Source organism: Desulfovibrio sp. JC010 (genome assembly GCF_010470675.1).
GTDB lineage: Bacteria > Desulfobacterota > Desulfovibrionia > Desulfovibrionales > Desulfovibrionaceae > Maridesulfovibrio.
Genome location: NZ_VOIQ01000012.1, coordinates 95,731 through 114,187 on the forward strand (window position 1 = coordinate 95,731; position 18,457 = coordinate 114,187).

The 18,457-nt window shown below is 47.0% G+C and carries 17 protein-coding genes and 1 tRNA gene; 6 read left to right on the plus strand and 12 right to left on the minus strand.

Annotated elements, in window-relative coordinates:
* The first annotated feature begins 42 nt into the window (after nt 1-42).
* On the plus strand, nt 43-858 hold the full coding sequence (locus FMR86_RS14550; RefSeq protein WP_163352130.1) for a hypothetical protein: 816 nt from the start codon (nt 43-45) through the stop codon (nt 856-858).
* A 17-nt stretch (nt 859-875) separates the two neighbouring features.
* Here the strand turns inward: FMR86_RS14550 and FMR86_RS14555 are convergent, their stop codons facing one another.
* Both FMR86_RS14555 and FMR86_RS14560 read right to left on the minus strand, forming a co-directional pair.
* Complete coding sequence (locus FMR86_RS14555) at nt 876-2,045, minus strand: hybrid sensor histidine kinase/response regulator (RefSeq protein WP_163352131.1); 1,170 nt, start codon at nt 2,043-2,045, stop codon at nt 876-878.
* The gene (locus FMR86_RS14560) at nt 2,042-3,871 is read right to left on the minus strand and encodes an ATP-binding protein (protein ID WP_163352132.1); all 1,830 of its coding nucleotides are present in this window, start codon (nt 3,869-3,871) and stop codon (nt 2,042-2,044) included. The genes FMR86_RS14555 and FMR86_RS14560 overlap by 4 nt, the downstream gene beginning before the upstream one ends.
* A gap of 252 nt (nt 3,872-4,123) precedes the next feature.
* Between FMR86_RS14560 and FMR86_RS14565 the strand changes: the two genes are divergently transcribed.
* The 3 genes from FMR86_RS14565 (at nt 4,124) to FMR86_RS14575 (ending at nt 7,813) form a co-directional block, all read left to right on the plus strand.
* Nucleotides 4,124-5,230, plus strand: a complete 1,107-nt coding sequence (locus tag FMR86_RS14565; RefSeq protein ID WP_163352133.1) for an NAD(P)/FAD-dependent oxidoreductase — start codon at nt 4,124-4,126, stop codon at nt 5,228-5,230.
* 121 nt (nt 5,231-5,351) lie between these two features.
* Nucleotides 5,352-6,845, plus strand: a complete 1,494-nt coding sequence (locus tag FMR86_RS14570; protein ID WP_163352134.1) for an MBOAT family protein — start codon at nt 5,352-5,354, stop codon at nt 6,843-6,845.
* Nucleotides 6,846-6,880: 35 nt separating this feature from the next.
* A complete protein-coding gene (locus FMR86_RS14575; protein ID WP_163352135.1) occupies nt 6,881-7,813 on the plus strand; it encodes a hypothetical protein in 933 nt (310 codons plus the stop codon).
* A 34-nt stretch (nt 7,814-7,847) separates the two neighbouring features.
* On the opposite strand, the gene FMR86_RS14580 is transcribed toward FMR86_RS14575, so the two are convergent.
* From FMR86_RS14580 to FMR86_RS14610, 7 genes are all read right to left on the minus strand, one after another.
* A complete protein-coding gene (locus FMR86_RS14580; protein ID WP_163352136.1) occupies nt 7,848-8,897 on the minus strand; it encodes a hypothetical protein in 1,050 nt (349 codons plus the stop codon).
* A 305-nt stretch (nt 8,898-9,202) separates the two neighbouring features.
* Complete coding sequence (locus FMR86_RS20865) at nt 9,203-9,490, minus strand: type II toxin-antitoxin system RelE/ParE family toxin (protein ID WP_163352137.1); 288 nt, start codon at nt 9,488-9,490, stop codon at nt 9,203-9,205.
* Nucleotides 9,491-9,721, minus strand: a complete 231-nt coding sequence (locus FMR86_RS14590) for a type II toxin-antitoxin system ParD family antitoxin (protein WP_163352138.1) — start codon at nt 9,719-9,721, stop codon at nt 9,491-9,493.
* 136 nt (nt 9,722-9,857) lie between these two features.
* Nucleotides 9,858-10,643 carry a transposase gene (locus FMR86_RS14595; protein WP_163352139.1) on the minus strand — a complete coding sequence of 262 codons (786 nt, stop codon included), beginning with the start codon at nt 10,641-10,643 and terminating at the stop codon, nt 9,858-9,860.
* Nucleotides 10,611-10,687, minus strand: a tRNA-Pro gene (locus FMR86_RS14600). Before FMR86_RS14600 ends, FMR86_RS14595 begins: the two co-directional genes overlap by 33 nt.
* A gap of 112 nt (nt 10,688-10,799) precedes the next feature.
* Nucleotides 10,800-11,813, minus strand: coding sequence for an AmmeMemoRadiSam system radical SAM enzyme (gene amrS / locus FMR86_RS14605; RefSeq protein WP_163352140.1), 1,014 nt, complete (start codon nt 11,811-11,813; stop codon nt 10,800-10,802).
* A 20-nt stretch (nt 11,814-11,833) separates the two neighbouring features.
* Nucleotides 11,834-12,106, minus strand: a complete 273-nt coding sequence (locus tag FMR86_RS14610; protein ID WP_163352141.1) for a hypothetical protein — start codon at nt 12,104-12,106, stop codon at nt 11,834-11,836.
* Nucleotides 12,107-12,266: 160 nt separating this feature from the next.
* On the opposite strand from FMR86_RS14610, the gene purM reads away from it, so the two are divergent.
* Nucleotides 12,267-13,313, plus strand: a complete 1,047-nt coding sequence (purM, locus tag FMR86_RS14615; protein ID WP_163352142.1) for a phosphoribosylformylglycinamidine cyclo-ligase — start codon at nt 12,267-12,269, stop codon at nt 13,311-13,313.
* A gap of 57 nt (nt 13,314-13,370) precedes the next feature.
* Here purM and FMR86_RS14620 read toward each other — a convergent pair whose 3' ends face one another.
* Together FMR86_RS14620 and FMR86_RS14625 are read right to left on the minus strand one after the other, a co-directional pair.
* Nucleotides 13,371-13,961 (minus strand): DUF1318 domain-containing protein, encoded by a 591-nt coding sequence (locus tag FMR86_RS14620; protein WP_163352143.1) that lies wholly within the window; start codon nt 13,959-13,961, stop codon nt 13,371-13,373.
* 17 nt (nt 13,962-13,978) lie between these two features.
* A complete protein-coding gene (locus FMR86_RS14625; RefSeq protein ID WP_203544905.1) occupies nt 13,979-16,081 on the minus strand; it encodes a hypothetical protein in 2,103 nt (700 codons plus the stop codon).
* A gap of 189 nt (nt 16,082-16,270) precedes the next feature.
* Between FMR86_RS14625 and FMR86_RS14630 the strand changes: the two genes are divergently transcribed.
* Complete coding sequence (locus FMR86_RS14630) at nt 16,271-17,017, plus strand: ABC transporter substrate-binding protein (RefSeq protein ID WP_163352144.1); 747 nt, start codon at nt 16,271-16,273, stop codon at nt 17,015-17,017.
* Between the two features lie 143 nt (nt 17,018-17,160).
* On the opposite strand, the gene FMR86_RS14635 is transcribed toward FMR86_RS14630, so the two are convergent.
* Entirely contained in the window at nt 17,161-18,444 is a 1,284-nt protein-coding gene (locus tag FMR86_RS14635; RefSeq protein WP_163352145.1) for a radical SAM protein, read from the minus strand.
* Nucleotides 18,445-18,457: the final 13 nt, after the last annotated feature.

An 18,457-nucleotide genomic window follows, 5' to 3' on the forward strand; every position in this document is an offset into this window, starting at 1 on the left:
TGCGGTCTACACATTCATAGACAAAACTGATAAGTTGACGGAATGAATTTACCTGAAGATCTACCAGACAATATAGTCCGCCTTGTGCAGTCGAAACTGGCTGAGATACGTCGCACTCAGGGGGAGACCCCCATGGGGCGTGCGGAGCTTGCAGCTATCCGTAACGAAATAGGGGAAATCGCTCCAATAATTGATCCGCTTACTGCGCTGATGAAAGACAGAGACAAGGACAGCTCCTACCTGCAGAACAGGGACTTGGGCGAGATGCTGCGCGGGGTTGAGCTTGGCGAATATGCTTTATGCGCTCAATCTTTGAATTATCTGGAAAAGCAAATTATTGCCCGCCATCCCAAGTGTATTCTTGAGCTGGGCAGCGGAGTCAGCACGCTTGCTTTGCAGACATTCTGCAGACCTTTGCGGGAAGCCGGGCAGGAAATACGGATTTTCAGTGTTGAGCAGTCAGATGAATATGCTGCCGAGACCCGCACAAGGCTTTCAGAGCATAATCTTGAAGACGGTGTTGAGGTGGTCAGCTTTCCCACCCATGATGTTCCCGGACCGAGCGGGCATACTTTCAAATGTTATGATCTTTCCGGGCTGCCCCGCATAATGGGTGACAACAGGGCTGATTTCGTGCTTATCGACGGACCTCTCGGCCTGCCTGGCAGCCGCGTGCTTACTTTGCCGGATCTTATTCAACGTAAGGTTCTGGCTGACAATGCTTTCTTTTTAATGGATGACGCCCTGCGTGACGGTGAACAATGGGTCTACGATATCTGGCTGCAACGCAAGGATATTGATCTGCAAGGTGTTGTCTGGGTCGGCAAAGGGTTTCTTGCGGGGAATGTTATTTTATGAAGAGGGGATAAGAGGACCTAGGCGGGAATCCTCACATTGATAGTGGTTCCTTTTCCCAATTTGCTTTCAGCCCATATCTGACCGTTCATAGCTTCGACAAAGCGTCTGGTTATTGCCAGACCTATGCCGGTTTTGCTTGTTTTTTTGGTCAGGTAATCCTCTCCGATTTCAAAATCATCAAAGATTGTTTCCGTTTTGTCTGCGGAGATACCTGTTCCCTGATCCGACACTTTGAACAGGAGGCATGTTTTTTTTGAGAAGGAAGTATCCAGACCGACTTCAAAAATTATGGGTCCGGTTTTTGAGTAGCGCATGGCGTTGCGGGCCAGTGTGGAAAAAACTCTGTTCAGTGATTCAATATCCACGGTAATATTGTCCGGAACGTCATTCTTAACCAGAAATTGTAGTTCTCGCTTTTCTTCTGCGGTCTGCTTTTCCAATTGCTTTTTCAGGAGTACTAAATATTCCTCTGAAGCAATGCCGGTTTTGGTTAAGTCAACGCCTTTGGTTTCCAGTCGGGCCAATTCAAGAACATTGTTGTACACATTATTCAGCGAATGCCCGGATTCACGGATGATACGGCACAGTTCTCTTGTTTTCCCTTTTGCTTCTTCTTCTATAACCTCGATCAAGCCGATGATATGGTTGAGCGGAGTGCGCAATTCATGACTCATATTGGCCAGAAATGCTGTTTTGGCCCGGCTTGCAGCCTCGGCTTTGTCTTTAGCGTCCAGAAGTTCCTGAGTCCTGACGCGAACCATCTCTTCCAGGATTTTATTCTGATTATGCAGGGCCAGATGGATTTTTATCCTGCGGCTGACGATGTCACCGTTGATCGGTTTTGAGATATAATCGACTGCTCCGATCTTCAAGCCTTTGCTCTCGTCTTCGAACTTGGCTTTGGCTGTGATGAATATGACCGGTATCGAATCCGTCCTTATGTCCTGCTTCAGTTCCCGGCAGGTCTCATATCCATCCATGCCCGGCATCATGATATCGAGGAGGATTATGTCCGGCCTGCGTTCAAAGGCGATTTCCAGAGCCTGTTCCCCGTTGATGGCAACAAGCAGTTCATAATCCTCTTTCAGGACATCCACCAGCAGGTCTATGTTGTCCGGGTTATCATCTACAATAAGGACGGTGAATTTTTCCGGGCCGGGCCGGGCAGTGGCTGTGTCTTTCATCATAAATCCTCTGTTTGCATTTCAATTAAGGATGCTTCCATGGCACGGGCAATCTCCGCGGCCTTCCTGTAATCGTATCCGCCTATGGCCGTGATCAGTAAATTCATTTCCGGGATCAATGCTTGCGGCCAGTTCAATTTTTTGATGGAAAGACTTTTCTCCCTGCATTTCAGCGGATCGGCCTTATTCAGGGATTCTATGATATCGGCCAGCGCACTTTGAAGTTCGTTCACCGTTGCGGAAGAAACATTTTGTTTGCCGCCGGAAGAGTCCGGGGAAATATTTTCTTTCGGAATTTCTTTCTGCACGACTTCAGTTTTATTTAAAATTGATTCTGCATGACCGTTGTTTTCCAATCCGTTCTTATCAATCGGCAGATAGACGAAGAAAGTCGATCCATGTCCTTCAGTGCTGACAAAGGATATCAATCCGTCCATTGCCTCCACCATCTGCTTAACCAGCGAGAGACCGATTCCGGCCCCTTCGATTTCCCTGCTGTCGGCGGACAGCCTTGAAAAGGGCTTGAAAAGCTCTGCTTTCTTCTTTGTGGGGATACCTATGCCGGTGTCTTTTACCCTGATGATAACCTGACCGTTGTGAGCCCGTGCAGTTATGGTTACGCTGCCTTTTTCCCGGTTGTATTTTACCGCATTGGAAAGAAGGTTCAGCACAATCTGTTTGAACCTGATTGCGTCTACAAATACAGGGGGCAGGTCTTCCGGGGTTTTATCCAGAACTTCTACAACCTTTGTTCTCGCTAGAGAACTGATAATGGAAATGCAGGTCTCGACCGTTTCCTTAACGCTGACAGGGCGCATGACGAAATTCATGGATTCGGAGTCCATTATGGAAAAGTCCAGAATGTCGTTAACCATGTCCAGAAGGTGTATTCCGGATTTCTTGATGTGTTTTATCTGCCCCATCTGAGTTGGAGAAAGAGAGGAAGAGTCGGGTTTTAGGAGCAGGTCGGAAAAGCCGATAATGGAATTGAGCGGTGTGCGAAGTTCATGACTCATCCTGCTGATGAACATAAGCTTTGCATGGTCATCTTTGTTTGCATCATTCAGTGCCCGGGCGAGCTGGGTTTTGGCTTTTATTAGTTCGGAAATATCTACAAAAGTCTCCAGATAATATTTTCTTCCGGCACGGGTCATGGTTGCAATGCTTTTTTGCACTACAAGGCCGCTGGGAAGGGTGCGTACTTCATTTAAATCCGGGGTTTCTGTTTCTGCAATGGGACATTGCCCTTCTTTTGCATGGCAGACCAGGTCAAAACATTTTTGACCGGGGATATCTTCCCAATGTTCGCCGATCATTTGGGCTGCCGCTTTGTTTATGTCCATTATGGTATGTGTCTCCGCATCAATGATCACAACCCCGGTAGGAATCAGGTGGAGTACTGTGTCCGCATATTGTTTCAGCTCTTCAATGGTTGATTGCGCTTTTTGCAGGGCGTGCTGTTTCAGTCCGGCCTCAACAGCCTGAATTAATTGGCTCGGAGTGCATGGCTTGGTCAGGAAGCGGAATACCGCCCCGTCATTCAGGGCCTTGATTGCGGCATCCATGTCCGCATTACCGGTCAGGATCATTAAGACCGATTCCGGGGAAAGTCTGCCAGCTGCTTCCAGAAAGGAAAAACCATCCATTAACGGCATTTTCAGGTCGGAAATAATTACTGCATACGGTCCTTCCAGCTCTACTTTATGCAGACCTTCTTCCGGACCGAGGGCTGTCTCAAAATTAAATTGGCGGAGCAGGCCAGCCTTGAACGTATTCAAAATGCTGACTTCATCATCGACCAGAAGTACCTTTCTCTCGTCTAAAATCATGTGACCCCTTTTCTGCATACTGCTCAGATAGATAGCTGCACATAGCTCAGCACCACCTCATTCGGGCTTTTTCCACTATAAAAGTATCGTTTAATGTGTTGAACTTGTCCAGTCTCATTTAGGGGGGCAGTGGAATTGCTTAACATCAGGGCAAACTGATGGACTCCTGGACTCCAGGGAGCTGTATGTTTACCATGTAGAAAGCTGGGTGTCCTTTCGTTGTAATTAAACCTATTACCGCAAGGAGTTATTATGGGTGAACTTATCCTTGCCGGTGCCGGGCACGCGCACATGTTGCTGATGGAAGCCATCCCTGAGATCATTGCGGACGGGCACCGCGTCACGGTTATCGGCCCGGATGAGCGTCATTATTACTCGGGAATGGGGCCCGGTATGCTCGGTGGTGCTTATGGTCCCGACGAAATCAGTTTTCCGGTGAAATCCATGGTGGAAAGCCGGGGCGGTAATTTCATATTCGGCAGGGTTGCGCGCATAGATCCACACAAGCGTCTGGTCTTCCTTGAAGCGGGCCCGGAAGTACCCTACGACGTGCTTTCCTGTAATCTTGGCAGCTATGTACCCAGCGGCTTCGCAGGCGGGGACAGTACCGATGTCTATACCGTAAAACCCATACAGAATCTTTTGCAGGCCCGCATGCGGATTCAGGAAATCGGTTTGGAACGTCCGGTACGCATCGGCATATGCGGGGGCGGTCCCGCAGCACTTGAAGTGGCCGGTAACGCTCTGGCAGCGGCCGAAGAGCAGGGATATTTCGGTGCGAAGGTCCGGATTTTTACGGGCAGCGCATTTCTTCGCAACCAGCCGGACAGAGTGCGCAGACTTGCGCTCAAAAGCTTGAACAAACGCGGAATAGATATTGTCCAAGGCAGTTACGTGGAGCGTGTGGCAACCGGCTCCGTCATATTGCAAAACGGACAACACTACGAACAGGACATCATTTTTCTGGCTTTAGGTGTGAAGCCTTCAAGTGTTTTCACCGCTTCTGAGCTGCCCACAGGGAAGGATGGCGGACTCATGGTCAACCGCTACCTGCAATCCATTTCCCATCCGGAAATCTTCGCTGGAGGCGATTGTATATGCTTTGAACCGAGCCCACTGGATAAAGTGGGTGTCTATGCCGTACGTCAGAATCCCGTGCTGGTACATAACGTGCGGGCGCAGCTGGGGGGCCGTCCTCTGAACCCGTTTGATCCGGGCGGTTCCTATCTTCTCATATTTAATACCGGGGGCGGGAAAGGTATTTTGCACAAAAACGGATTGAGCTTCGGCGGTCCGCTCGCTTTCCGGATCAAGGATTATATCGACAGGAGATTTATTAAGCGATTTACGGGTTCTTGAGTCTGTTTGGTTCATCAGAATGTGAGTCATTTTATGGATCTATTTCTTGCCTGTTGACTTTTATATGGAGTGAATATATATTTATATATTTTATAAACATATAACTTAATGTGTTGTTGAAATGCTGTTTAATTCTTTTGAATTTTTGTTTATTTTCTTTCCGTCTGTTCTGCTGTCCTTCTTTATTACAGCCCGTTTAACCGCAGGATCTTCCTACTACAGACTGCCTTATGTCATCCTTTTTGCGGCTTCGACAATATTTTACGCATGCTGGGATTACCATTATTTATGGTTGATCTTTATGTCGGTTGTTGTGAACTTTATTTTCGGAAAAGTTATGTGTAATGAAGAGAATAAAGCAAAGCCCTTACTTGTTGCAGCTCTTTTATTTAATCTGTCGCTGCTTGGTTATTATAAATATACAGATTTTTTTATTTCAAATTTTAATTTATTAACGGGTGCGAACTTTAACCTTCAGCATATTATTCTTCCGCTGGGGATTTCTTTTTTTACTTTTACGCAAATAGCATTTCTAGTTGATATATACCGCAATGATATAAAAGAATTCAACTTTCTGGATTATGCAACCACCATTACCTTTTTTCCCCATTTAGTGGCTGGTCCAATTCTTTTTCATCATTTAATGATGCCGCAGCTGCAAAAAAAGATTCGTTTCAAGTTGGAAGAGCTGGTGGGCGGTATTACCATCTTCTGCGTTGGATTGGGTAAAAAGGTGCTACTGGCTGATCCGCTGGGGGCTTATGCCGATCCTATTTTTAATGGTGTGGCGCTTGGGTTCATGCCTGATGCCGGTCAGTCTTGGCGAGGTGCTTTGTGTTACTCGTTGCAGCTTTATTATGATTTTTCCGGATATTCTGACATGGCTATAGGGCTGGCTCTTTGTTTGGGCATAAGAATACCTCTTAATTTCTATTCTCCATACAAAGCCGTCAATATCGCGGACTTCTGGCGGCGCTGGCATGTTTCGCTGGGGGTTTTTCTCCGTAACTATTTATACATTCCATTAGGTGGTAATAGAAACGGTTTTTTTCGTAAATGCATCAATCTGTTTATTGTAATGTTGCTCTGTGGGATATGGCATGGTGCGGGCTGGACCTTTGTCGTGTGGGGGGTATTGCATGGCGTGTATATGGTAATAAATACCATGTGGATGCGGTGGAAAAAGGATGCGCAATTTATCCCCAAATCATTAAGGCATGTTAGTGCCTGTTTTTTTACCTTTTTATGTGTAGTTGTGGGGTGGGTTGTATTTAGGGCCGACACTCTTGATTCCGCATGGGTTATGCTGAACGCGATGCTGGGAAATTGTGTTAAAACTTTGGAAGGAGTCAGCGGCACTGGGTCTGAGTTATATATTGTTGCGGGCTTGTTGGTCGCGTGGTTTCTGCCGAATGTGCAACAGCTGTTTCTGAGTATCAACCCTTCAGATAATAGTTATACTGATAAAAATGTAACTTCTATAATGCAACGTTTTGTTTGGAAAAAAAACAGCCCGGCTGTTTCATGGGCTGTTTTTGCCGGAGCGGTCTTTTTTATTGCTGTAAGTAGAATTGCAACAAGTACTTCAGAGACTTTTTTATATTTTCAATTCTAAAATACTGTCGAAAGTGAAAAAACAAGGTGCTCGCAATGTTTAATATTTCCAAGTCATACTCAAAATATATTTGGGCATTTTTAATTACTGTATTCGTGGCTTTTTTGCTTACGGTGGCTACAACAATTTTGATGAACAAGCTAAATATCGTGCCTAGCGGGTATAGTATACTTTATCGCTATCAGCTTGATAAAATTAAGAATATAAAAGATCCTGACGTGCTGTTGCTTGGAGACAGTTCATTGGGTAATGCTGTATATGCCCCTATGTTGAGTGATCTTATCAACCGTAATGTCTATTCGCTTGCACTTAATGGATCATTTGGCTACGCGGGGTCGTTGAATATGCTGCGCAGGGCGTTGAAAAAAGGTAAGCCGGAGCTGGTTGTTCTCTGTCAGGCTTTGGAGATGATGACTCGTCCTGTCAGTCATGGGGCATATGCATTGACTATGGAACAACCAACCGTTGCAAATTTGATTCATATGCGCGGCGTATATATGGATGTTGGTGTGTTTTCGAAGTTGTTTAGTGCATTAGTTTCTGATGTAGAAACCGTTACAATTACAAAAGATACAGACTACTATCCTCAGGCTGAGGATGTTCGTGAAAAATTAAGTTTGAAAAAAATATTAAAAGGCTATGAAGTAAGTAGAATTGATACTGAAAAAACACATTATTTGAAAAAGATAGCCGCTCTTTGTAAAGAAAATAATATCCCTGTAGTATATTTTCATGGCCCCATATATGAACCCACTTTAGCTAAATCAGGCGATTATAAAAAATCCATTAATGAAATTATAAGAAATGTGGGGGTTGTTGTTGAAAAAGAAACTCCTCTTCCCATACCCCTGGATAAAGTTGGTGACACGCAAAATCATGTCAGTCCTGAATCAAAGGAAGAATATACAAAAAGAATGGCTGACCTGATAGTAAAATACCTCCCTTCTCATAGCCGGTCTGTAAACTAAGGGGCTCTAATGAATTGGTGGCGTTCAGATTAATTCAAACGTTTAGTTCCCGATGATTGCCGGGGCATGTCAGATGATGCTGAAACCCTAGGTGGTGCTTCTGATCGTTTGTGTCCTGTGTTTTGGGGATGCTGTACAACAAGCTGTTCAGAAAAGGGCTTTTGTAGCAGGGACTGGAAAAGCTTTTATCTAATTCCGACTGAATCAGAGCATAGCCATCCAGCGTGAAATGGCACAAGGTGTGATTGATATCAGCCCACTCTGCTATGGGCACTTCCTCATCATATGGATAATTAACAAAATTTTTCCTGCCCATATTTATATAGGCCAGAGAATTATGTGCCTTTTCAAATTTTTGATTAATTAATTTCAGGTAATTCTCTGACATAATTTCTCGCAGCACATTCATAAGGTCGCTTTTTAAGCTGTCCTTAACTATGTTCAATACTGTGTTGCCGGCAAGCCATGATGCAACATCGGGGCAGTGTAGCTTGCCGCGTCCGCAGCCAAGCTCTTTTACCCGGTTGTGTGCGATGGGTTCAACTTTCTCACCATATTTTAAATCTGACTGGGCATCGTCCGTAATGAAGCCCCGGAACTGATCACTTAATCTTTTGTGCCTTTCTTTTTTTACTATTCGCAGCAGCAGGCCTCTTTCAACAAAATGAAACAGCAACGATGGGGCAACAGCCATTTTTCCCAGATCTTCGGAGTATCGGCTGCCGATACATTCATGTACCTGTTTCTTGAACCAGAGCGGAATACTGCCTGTGATGCCATAGTTTTCTGTTATCAATTCAGTATTTAAGATGCAGACGTCCATGTGTCTGGGGTTTGCCACAAGATCCCCAAAATCCACCATTTGGTAATTGTCGGCATACTTTCCAGCCAATAAAACGGTCAGTTCCATTAATTTTGCATAGCTTAAGGCAATAAAAGGAAGATACTTAACATCGGAATTTTTGGATATGGACTCCAGCTCGACTTGTCTTAAAGTAATAAATTCCTCATCTAAATTATTCAGATCTATTTTTGAATCCAGAAATTCATTAAACCTGATTAAATCAGCAATTGTCATATCCATCTTTCACTCCCTATCCAAGCGGTAAAAAATTTCACTTGCTAATGATAAGTTGAAGAAGGATTTTAAGTATAGTCAGCGCAATATGTGCTCAAGTTGACACAATATTGTCCCAAACGAATTTGGCAGGATAGAAGCCTTTGAATTTACTGGTCGGAGCAGGAGGATTTGAACCCCCGGCATCTTGCTCCCAAAGCCGTTCTTGGATGTGACAACCACTGAATTCATTGAATAAAATTTTGCGTTGGGGACATATTTCCGGGATTTTTAGGGATTTTTGGGGGTGAATGGTTCCCCGTTTATTTCTGCTAAAGTTTTCGTTCCACATCCATGCTTTGATGCAAAATCCTGCTGATTATGACTGTGCTTTTAGCTATGTGATAAAAAATGAGATGTTTTCCTACCGGATATTTACGGTATCCATTTCGGATGTGATCACAGCTCACACCAAGTCTATAATTTTCTGCAAGCATATGGAAGGTCGAATCCATTTGGGTCAGATAGTCATTGCGCTGTGCGGTCCCCCATGTCTTTTGAGTGTATCGCGCAATGTTTTTCAAGTCAGCATAAGCTTTATTGGTTAGCTTGAAATTCATCTAGCTATCCAAGTCTTCCATAATGTTTTCGAGGGAGTAGTCGGAAAGACCGCTTTCCTCGCCTTCGCGCAGAGCGAATTGTAGAGCCTTTAGTTTGGCCTCTCTTTCTTCAAGGAGCCTAAGTCCTGCGCGGATTGTTTCGCTTGCGGAATTGAAACGACCGGATTTTACCTGATCGCTAATAAAGGTATCAAAGTGTTCGCCTAAGGTTACGCTGGTATTTTTTTGCATGCTGGTCTCCTTGCTTATATTTATAAATAATATTTGTTGGTATTAATGGCAAGGGGTATGGATAGCGCAGGGAAGAGGCGCAAGGGTAGACTGTGCTTGGATTATTATGATTGGATCTTATCGCAATTGAAGAGTCTTATTTTACAGGATATTTCTTTTCAAAATCTTCAATGTCGTATTGTAAATTTGCATTTATTTTATCAAAAATTTGAGGGAGAATTTGAATTATGGAATCAAAATTAAGTTTACCACTGTGACATGGTCCATGGTATTGTTGGATATAATTCTCAATGTTATCTATGTCCGTTTGGCAAAGATTAATTAAGGGATCAGAGGAATTATATTGATGAAAGTTAGATAGATGTATGAATGAGCAACCAAATTTATATACGTATTCTGTCCATCCATGAAGGTTGGTTGCAATATCAACCATTTCTCTATCTCTAATCATTTGTTTTTTGCCCTTGGCAGAGATCAGATGCCATTGTTCCCCTCGAAACATTTGAGAGAGTAATTCTTGGATTTGTTGATTGTTATCAAGATTGCACAGATAAATAGTCCTAACCATAGAATCTAGTTCTTGTCGTAATAGACTAATGCATGGACTTACGGGTATTGAAGGTAGCTTGGTAAGGGCTATGAAGGCTGTTTTGTTTTCTTGAGATCTATTACGGATAGTGTTGCAGTATTTACGTATATATTCTTGCATAAAATTATTTCTATCAGATGTGTCATGATCAGGACAAGTAGCTAATCCCGGCTCCCGATCCCAAAAATAACCCGCACCAGCACCGCCACCCCAACTACCCCAAAAATTAAAAAGGTCCCCCGGACGGTTCCCCACGAAAAAAGGCTTACAACAATTAATGCTGTAAGCCTTTGAATTTACTGGTCGGAGCAGGAGGATTTGAACCCCCGGCATCTTGCTCCCAAAGCAAGCGCGCTACCAGGCTGCGCCATGCTCCGACTTGTTTCGTGCAGAAAGGGGAAATACTTGAATTGCATTTGGATGGCAAGAACTAATTATCTTTTTGAGATAATTTCTTTTCCGTCAGCTTTGCCTTGCTATTTAAAATATTTAAAATACCCCGTTAATTTTGCAGCCGCAATATTTACACATGCCGTCGTGAAGGCCCGCGTTGGTCATTTCAAAGCCGAAACGCTGGAGCAGTTCCTTGTGGCAGTCCGGGCAGAAGGTGGATGAATTGTCGTTGCCCGGTACATTGCCGATGTAGACGTACTCAAGGCCGGCTGCGGTCCCGGCTTTTCGGGCCAGTTGCAGGGCTTCCATGGAGGTGACCGGACAATCCTGCATTTTGTAGTCCGGGTGGAAGCGGGAAATGTGCCATGGAACTTCCGGACCCAGCTCACTTGCGATGAATGCTGCCAGCTGTTTCAGCTCGTCCGGGGAATCGTTCTTGCCGGGGATGAGCAGGGTGGTTACCTCTACCCACCAGCCGTTTTTCTTCATCTGCCGCAGGTTGTCGAGGACCGGATTCAGACGTCCGCCGCAGATGTCGGTGTAGAAAGTCTCGTTGAATGCTTTGAGGTCGATGTTGGCGGCATCGATCAGCCCGGTCAGTTCTTCGATACATTCCGGGCTTTGGAAGCCGTTGGAAACCATGATGTTTTTCAGCCCTTTGGCGTGGGCCAGACGGGCGGTATCCTGCATCAGTTCGAAAAATACGGTCGGCTCGGAATAGGTGTAGGAAATGGAATTGCATTTATGGGCAACGGCCGCTTCCACCAGAATTTCCGGGGTTACCTTCTGACCGGTTATTTCCCGCCCTGTTTTGGGGTGCTGGGAAAGGGAGGCGTTCTGGCAGAAAGTGCAGCCGAAATTACAGCCCTGCGTGCCCAGCGAAAAGGTGCTGGTGCCGGGCAGAAAGTGGTAGAGCGGCTTTTTTTCCACCGGGTCCACGTTGAGGGCGGCCACAAGTTCGTAGGTGCGGGTCAAAAGTTTTCCGTCAACATTTTGCCGCACTCCGCAGTTTCCATGTGCGTTTTCGTCAATTATGCAGAAGTGGCTGCACAGGCGGCATTGCACCTTGCCGTCCTTGAGCGGTTTCCAGAGTCTGGCCGGATGAAGCATGGTTTTCCTTGTTGTGTGGATCAGGGTTTAATCTCAGGAACCACGAAGATGGGGCCTATTTGCTGGTTTTCCTCTTCTTCGTCTTTCTGCTTGGGTTTTACCCGTATGGTGTTGGAATCATTATCCGACTGGATAGTGATCTGGCTTTCATTGCCGTCCCCGCCGGTACCCATGCGGATGGGCTTGCGGTCCTTGGCGGTGTCCTTGTTGATGAACTTTGTCCCCGCTATGGCATTGGAGCACAGGAAGACTCCCAGAATAATAAAAGTCGTGAGTAAAGTTTTCTTGTACATGGTATTTCTCCGTGGCATAGTATAAACTCTTATTCGGTCCGGTGCAAACAATGGACCTTTTCTTTTCCCAATCATAAAAAATGGGTGATGTTGTTCCTTGAACTTATGCGGGATTCAGCATATACAGTCCGTTCTTAGAGACTGTTAGGAGAAATTAATTATGGCAAGTCGTTCTGATGCATATAAAGCCGCCGGTGTAGATATCGACGCGGCTAATGATTTTATCGGTCGCATTAAAGGTATGGTGGGTTCCACCTTCACCAAAGGTGTGGTCACCGATATCGGCGGTTTCGGCGGGCTGTTCAAGCTTGACCTGAACCAGATGGATGAGCCCGTGCTGGTGGCAGGTGCCGACGGTGTGGGAACCAAGCTTAAACTCGCTTTTGCCGTGAACAAGCACGATACCATCGGTATCGACCTTGTGGCCATGAGCGTAAACGATATTCTCGTGCAGGGCGCAAAACCCTTGTTCTTCCTCGACTACTTCGCAACCGGCAAACTTGAATCCGGTGTGGCTGAAGAAGTGCTCGCGGGTGTTGTGGAAGGTTGCAAGCAGTCCGGCTGTGCGCTGCTCGGCGGTGAGACCGCGGAAATGCCCGGCTTCTACGCTGACGGCGAGTACGACCTTTCCGGTTTTTGTGTAGGCATGGTGGATAACGCCAAGATTGTTGACGGTTCCTCCATCACCATAGGGGATTCCATCATTGGTATCGAGTCTTCCGGTATCCATTCCAACGGATACTCCCTTGTGCGTAAGCTGTTTGATGAGTCCGGCCTGAAAGCAGACGACCTGCTGCCCGGCACCGACCAGAAAATCGGCGAAGCATTGCTGACTCCCACCAGAATCTACGTTGATGCGGTTCACAATCTTTCCCGCGATATTGAAATCAAGGGCATGGTTCACGTGACCGGAGGTGGTTTCTACGACAACCTGCCCCGCATCCTGCCCAAGCAGGTTACCGCTGAAATCAACTTTAATTCATGGGAAGTTCTGCCTGTGTTCAACTGGCTTAAAGAGCAGGGCGACCTGAGCTGGCCTGAAATGCTGCAGATTTTCAACACCGGTATCGGCTACATCCTCGTTGTATCCAAAGATCGTGAAGAAGATGTGCTCAGCAGACTTTCCGGCATGAAACTCAACTCATGGAAGATCGGTGAAATTACCGCCCGTGACGGAGATTCCGAGCAGGTTAAAGTTAATTTTTAGGTTTTGTTTTTATTGAATGTAAAAAGCCCGCGAACTGATGTTCGCGGGCTTTTTTGATTATTTTTTAACCCATTTTCCGCTCTTGCTCTGGATAAACCAGCCGGAAGGCGCGCGTTCCTGCCATTCTTCGGCGAAGATGGCTTTCACTTTTTCGATTTCGCTGCCGGGGATGTTCATGGAAGCGGCTACTTCGGTATAGAGCTGGTCACGGATGTCGTTATCCTGTGCTACCAGACGGCGCAGGGCTGCGGTGTCTTTGATGTTCAGCCCGTCTTTGCTGATGATTTGCAGGTAGCCGTCTTTGGTGATGCCGATGTTGCCTGCCCGGTAATAGGGGACCAGTTTTTTGTGGTCGGCTCCGATTGCTTTTTTCAGGCCGCGGATGGCGGAATTGGATTTTTTATCAATTTCCGCTTTGCTGACCTGTGCATGGGCAGCCTGCGGGGCGATCAGGGCAAGGAAGGTTTCAAGGGCGGACTGGTCGTCCTTGTTATCCTGCTGCTCGGCATCGGTTCCGTATACATCTTCTACGATGTCCTCGGCGGCCCGTTCCACTTTGGCGGCCGGGAAATAGATGTTCACTGTCACACAGGCGACAAAGGAAAGAAGGCTGAAAAGTGTTAAAACCTGCGCGGTTTTTTTGAGCATGTTGAACTCCTGATTTTTTAATTACCGATGACCCGTTTCAGCCTCTTGAGCATGTCTGAAAAGCTGATCAGGTTCTCGGGGTTGCTGTTTACAACGTTGATGCCGAACAAGGGCGGCCTTTTGATAATGTACTCGATTCCATCCTCCCTGATCAAGCCTCTGATCTTGAAGATGTCGTCATCAAGGGTGCATTCAAGGCCCAGCCCGGCATAGCCGAATTCTTTGAAAAACTGGGAAAACATCCCCACTCCGGCCCCGGTCAGCCCGGAACCGGTCCCGATTACCGAGAGGGTGTTTACCGCTTTGAGGCTGATGTCCCCGGATTTACCGGAGCCGGGTGTGGTTTTGGCCAGCAGGTGAAATGCTGCCGGCTGGTCGTAGGCAACCACCAGTCCGGTCAGGTCGAGATCCATGCGCCCGGTAATGCGCCCGATGTCCAGTGCCTGACTGATCGGTTCAAGGTCGAGATGTTTGAGCCTGAAATCCGCCCCGTACTGCAGGGACTCTTCAAAGGGGTTTTCCGCAAAAATTTCATCGATGACCATCTCCCCGCCGTAAACATTGCCGAAGAGTTTGCCCGTGGTGGAGAGGTGGTCCTTGAGCAGCCAGAATTTCAGATCGCCGCTGAGCTGTCCGTCAATGGGCAGGGATTTCGGGGAAAGGTTCAGCAGGTTTATGCTATCGGCTATGATTTCTCCATGGAGCACAAAGTCGTCTTCAAAAGGATGGCGCATTTTCAGGTCGCTGAACTGAAGGGTTCCGCCTTCCAATTGGATTTTTGGTACAGTCCCGAATTCAATTGAATTGGACGATACGCTGATAGGAAAAGCGAAATCTTCGACCAGCAATGTCCCGGCGGTGATCTTTTTACAGCTGACCATGCCGGATGATGAATAGGGCAGGCTTTTGTCCGCTTGAGGCAGGAATTTGTCATTCAGGGATAGTACAAAGGGCAGATCTGCTTCGATTCCGCTAAATACTGCCTCTCCCTCGCTGACCGTGCAGTTGTCAAAGCTCATCTCCCCGCGCAGGTGGGTTTTTGTCCGGTTGCCGCTGAATGCGCAGTTCATGCCGAATTTACCGCTGCCGTCCAGCCCTTCAAGGGAAAACGGATCAATGGCAAAGGTTTTGAAAGGCACGGCCAGTTCTGCCGTCCTGAATTTCGCCTGACCGGAAAATGAGAAATCGTTGAAAATATTTTTCAGCTTTGCGGCCCCCTTCATATCTCCCATGTTCTGCCATTTTATATCTGCAGCAAGCGCAAGGTTTCCCCGGTTGTCCGGAAGGGGGGATTTAAGTTCAGCAGCCAGCGGGTGGTCGTTGAAATTAACGTAAAAGGTATCGTAAAGGGCTTCCCCGGATTTGATATTAATATTGAGATCCAGTCGGGGATCATTAAGCGGAGTGCGCGCTGTGATACTTCCGGTCATACTGTCCAGCAATGCCGAGCTGTCCGGGGATGCTGCGGAGAGGTTTGCAAAATTAAGTTTCAGGTCTGCTTCGGGGGATGTCAGGATATTGCGCATTCCGACATCCAGCGTAAATTTTCCATCCTTGTCCCAGTGTTCAAAGTCCGGGAAATTAAGTTCCACTATTTTTTCGAGCAGGGGTAGCGGGTTGGAAATTTTTAGTAGGCCGTTGCCGTGCTGCTCCGGAGAACAGGTCAGCCGGGTATGGAGTTCGGGCAGATTGCCGGCCTGTATGTGCAGCTCCGCAAAATTTATCGCCCCTGATACCGGATCAATGGTTCCGTTTCCGGTGACGCTTACATTAGGAGAGCTTAATCCCAGCTGGGGGATATCGATCCCCAGTCTGTTTATCTTGAGGCTCAGCTTGCTAAATTTAAGAACACCGTCGCCCGGTTCAAAAATTGTCCTTACCGTCACAGGGCCGGATTTAAGCGGCCCTTTTTCATTCAGATAGCTGCCGTTGAATTTAAACTTAGTGCCCTGAAGATGTTTAATGTAACCCTTTACTTTTCCCGCAATTCCGGCCTGTGGCAGGTCTACTGAAAACAGCCAGTTCAAGCCGAAGCTGTCTTTTGCGGTTGCGATTTGCGGAAAGGTGAAGATCAGCAGCAGAAATATGCATGTGCTGACGATAAGGGATCGACTGTTCATAATTTACTTATACACGTCAGCAGGGCGGGTGGGAAGTTGCCTTTATGTGGATTTAAAATTTTCGATAGTCAGATTTTGATATTAAGGATCATAGTGCTGATGTGGCATGCGGGCTAGCAATGGATAATTGCTTATGTCATAATATAAAGGCTATTGGAATTTTCAATTTCGGGAATGGGTGTTTTTTATATGAAACAGTTTGTTTTTTGTTTATTTGCTGCAATCAGTGCAATGCTCCTGTGCATGGCTCAGCCATGTGCTGCTGATACTTTGCGGGTTATGCTGCATACTGGTTCATTTCCGCCTTATTTTTTTGCAGAAGGAGATTCCCGGACCGGGACCATTAAAGATATTTTTTCCGTCCTTGCCAGAGAGACCGGAGACAGCATTGAATATGTACGAGTTCCCTTCAACCGCGCCCTGCTTAAATTTGAAGCCGGGCAGATTGATATTGAGCCCATGACCAATCCGGCCTGGCGCCGGAACTCCAAGGTGCCGGGAATTTACAGCATTCCGTACACTGTCTCCCGAGAGACCGTTCTGTTTAATTCAAGTAGCTATTTCCCGTTTCATGGCCCGGAGGACTTCTGGGGTAAAACCGTCGGGGTGGTCAGAGGGTATCGTTATCCGGAATTTGATTCTTACTTTGCAGATGGGCGCATTATTGATCACCGTCTTGAAAATGAAGGCAAAATCATCCAGCTTCTGCTGGCCGGGCGTTTGGATCAGGGGCTGATTAATCTGGATTTTGCGAATTACCGAATCAAAAAAGATAAGCTCGGATCACAATTGAAAGCGGGCGGACCGTTCAGTGTCCTTGATATCATGATCCGCTTTCATCCCAGCAAAAAAAATGTGCTGCCGCGATTCAACAAAGCCATTGAGAAGCTGTTGAATGACGGGACGATCAAGAGAATTTATGATCAGTATCGATAGATAAGAAACTTAAATTTTGAGAAAAAATGGGGACTTGATCGGAATAGATCAGGTCCCCATTTTATTATTCCAGAACGGTTCAAATTATTAAAAGTTTTTGAAGAGTCCAGAGAAACTTTTTTCAAAAAAAGCGCGCAGCGCATCTATCCCTTCTTTTTCTTCCCATCCCCAAGATAGGGGTTGAAATATCCGAAGTTGACCCACGGGCATTCGTTCTTGATCCGCTTGCGGAAGTTGACGAAACCCATGCCGGGGCCGAATTCATAAGGCTCCATGAGTTCCATGTACAGATCAGGGTCGATGTTCAGGTTGCGCAACTGGATGAAATCGAATTCGGTCTTCTTGGCTATTTCCACAAGAGCACTGACTTCGAATTCCGTATCGCTGATTCCCGGAAAATAGAGATAGTTCAGGGATACGTGCAGCCCCAGTTCCTTGGCCTTGGCAATTGTGGCTACCACGTCATCGAATTTATAGCCTTTGGGGCGATAGTAGGTGTTGTATACATCTTCGCGCAGGCTGTTCAGGCTGACTCTGATGGAGTTGAGTCCTGCTGCGGCCAGCGGTTCCATTGATTCGGTGATGGAGCCGTTGGTGTTGATGTTTACGGTGCCGATGCCGCCTTCATCGCGATATTTCTGGATGGCTTCGGCGAGCAGAACGTGCTCGGTGAGCGGTTCGCCTTCGCAGCCCTGCCCGAAGGAGAAGATCGGCTTGCGTTCACGCTTGGCGTGGTAATGCATGACCTCGCTGATTTCCTTGGCCGTGGGGGTAAATTTTATGCGTTCCTGCGGGGAGGGGAAGCCGGAATCTTCCGGTTGTTCGGAAATACAGCCGATGCAGCGGGCGTTGCAGGTCCGGGCAGTTGGCAGCGGACATTCAAAGCGACCGAGGGCAAGGTTTTTTGCCGCAGGGCAGCCATAAGTCAGCGCGCATCCGGCCAGATGGCGGACCAGCCTGTTGTCGGGCAGCTCCTTCATAATGCGCTGGGCCCCGGCATCGATTTTCTTGTTGGGTATTTTGGTGAAGATCTGACGCTTGTCCTCATCCACCTTTTTGGCGGTAACCCAGAATTTCCCGTTGGCGTATCCCACTGCTCCATAGGAGAACATGGGGAGTACCGGGGCGTCTTCGGTGTTTCCGTACGCGGCAAGCCCGGTCAGGGTATGGCCGGGGCAGGGGAATGCGGTGACCGCAGTGCCTTCCATCTCAACCACTTCACCGGTTTCCGGGTCCAGACCGATGGGGAAACGTCCGGGAAGCAGGAAGAATTCACTGTCCGGGGGCAGAGGGATATATTCTTCCGGCTTGGGCTGGAAGAGTTCATCGCCCCGGCGGCACATCATTTCAAGTTCAGGGTGGTCAAATATCTGTCCGTTCTCGTCGGCAAAGACAAGCAGCGGGCGCGGTTTTTTTTTGGCAGCCATTAAAATAATTCCG

Excerpts from the sequence above, each read along its gene's own strand:
- amrS (WP_163352140.1), bottom strand. The coding sequence starts at position 11,813 with ATGCTTCATCCGGCCAGACTCTGGAAACCGCTCAAGGACGGCAAGGTG.
- FMR86_RS14590 (WP_163352138.1), bottom strand. The coding sequence starts at position 9,721 with ATGCAAAAAAATACCAGCGTAACCTTAGGCGAACACTTTGATACCTTT.
- purM (WP_163352142.1), top strand. The coding sequence starts at position 12,267 with ATGGCAAGTCGTTCTGATGCATATAAAGCCGCCGGTGTAGATATCGAC.
- FMR86_RS14635 (WP_163352145.1), bottom strand. The coding sequence starts at position 18,444 with ATGGCTGCCAAAAAAAAACCGCGCCCGCTGCTTGTCTTTGCCGACGAG.
- FMR86_RS14595 (WP_163352139.1), bottom strand. The coding sequence starts at position 10,643 with ATGCCGGGGGTTCAAATCCTCCTGCTCCGACCAGTAAATTCAAAGGCT.
- FMR86_RS14575 (WP_163352135.1), top strand. The coding sequence starts at position 6,881 with ATGTTTAATATTTCCAAGTCATACTCAAAATATATTTGGGCATTTTTA.
- FMR86_RS14620 (WP_163352143.1), bottom strand. The coding sequence starts at position 13,961 with ATGCTCAAAAAAACCGCGCAGGTTTTAACACTTTTCAGCCTTCTTTCC.
- FMR86_RS14610 (WP_163352141.1), bottom strand. The coding sequence starts at position 12,106 with ATGTACAAGAAAACTTTACTCACGACTTTTATTATTCTGGGAGTCTTC.
- FMR86_RS20865 (WP_163352137.1), bottom strand. The coding sequence starts at position 9,490 with ATGAATTTCAAGCTAACCAATAAAGCTTATGCTGACTTGAAAAACATT.
- FMR86_RS14560 (WP_163352132.1), bottom strand. The coding sequence starts at position 3,871 with ATGATTTTAGACGAGAGAAAGGTACTTCTGGTCGATGATGAAGTCAGC.
- FMR86_RS14625 (WP_203544905.1), bottom strand. The coding sequence starts at position 16,081 with ATGAACAGTCGATCCCTTATCGTCAGCACATGCATATTTCTGCTGCTG.
- FMR86_RS14550 (WP_163352130.1), top strand. The coding sequence starts at position 43 with ATGAATTTACCTGAAGATCTACCAGACAATATAGTCCGCCTTGTGCAG.
- FMR86_RS14565 (WP_163352133.1), top strand. The coding sequence starts at position 4,124 with ATGGGTGAACTTATCCTTGCCGGTGCCGGGCACGCGCACATGTTGCTG.
- FMR86_RS14555 (WP_163352131.1), bottom strand. The coding sequence starts at position 2,045 with ATGATGAAAGACACAGCCACTGCCCGGCCCGGCCCGGAAAAATTCACC.
- FMR86_RS14630 (WP_163352144.1), top strand. The coding sequence starts at position 16,271 with ATGAAACAGTTTGTTTTTTGTTTATTTGCTGCAATCAGTGCAATGCTC.
- FMR86_RS14570 (WP_163352134.1), top strand. The coding sequence starts at position 5,352 with ATGCTGTTTAATTCTTTTGAATTTTTGTTTATTTTCTTTCCGTCTGTT.
- FMR86_RS14580 (WP_163352136.1), bottom strand. The coding sequence starts at position 8,897 with ATGGATATGACAATTGCTGATTTAATCAGGTTTAATGAATTTCTGGAT.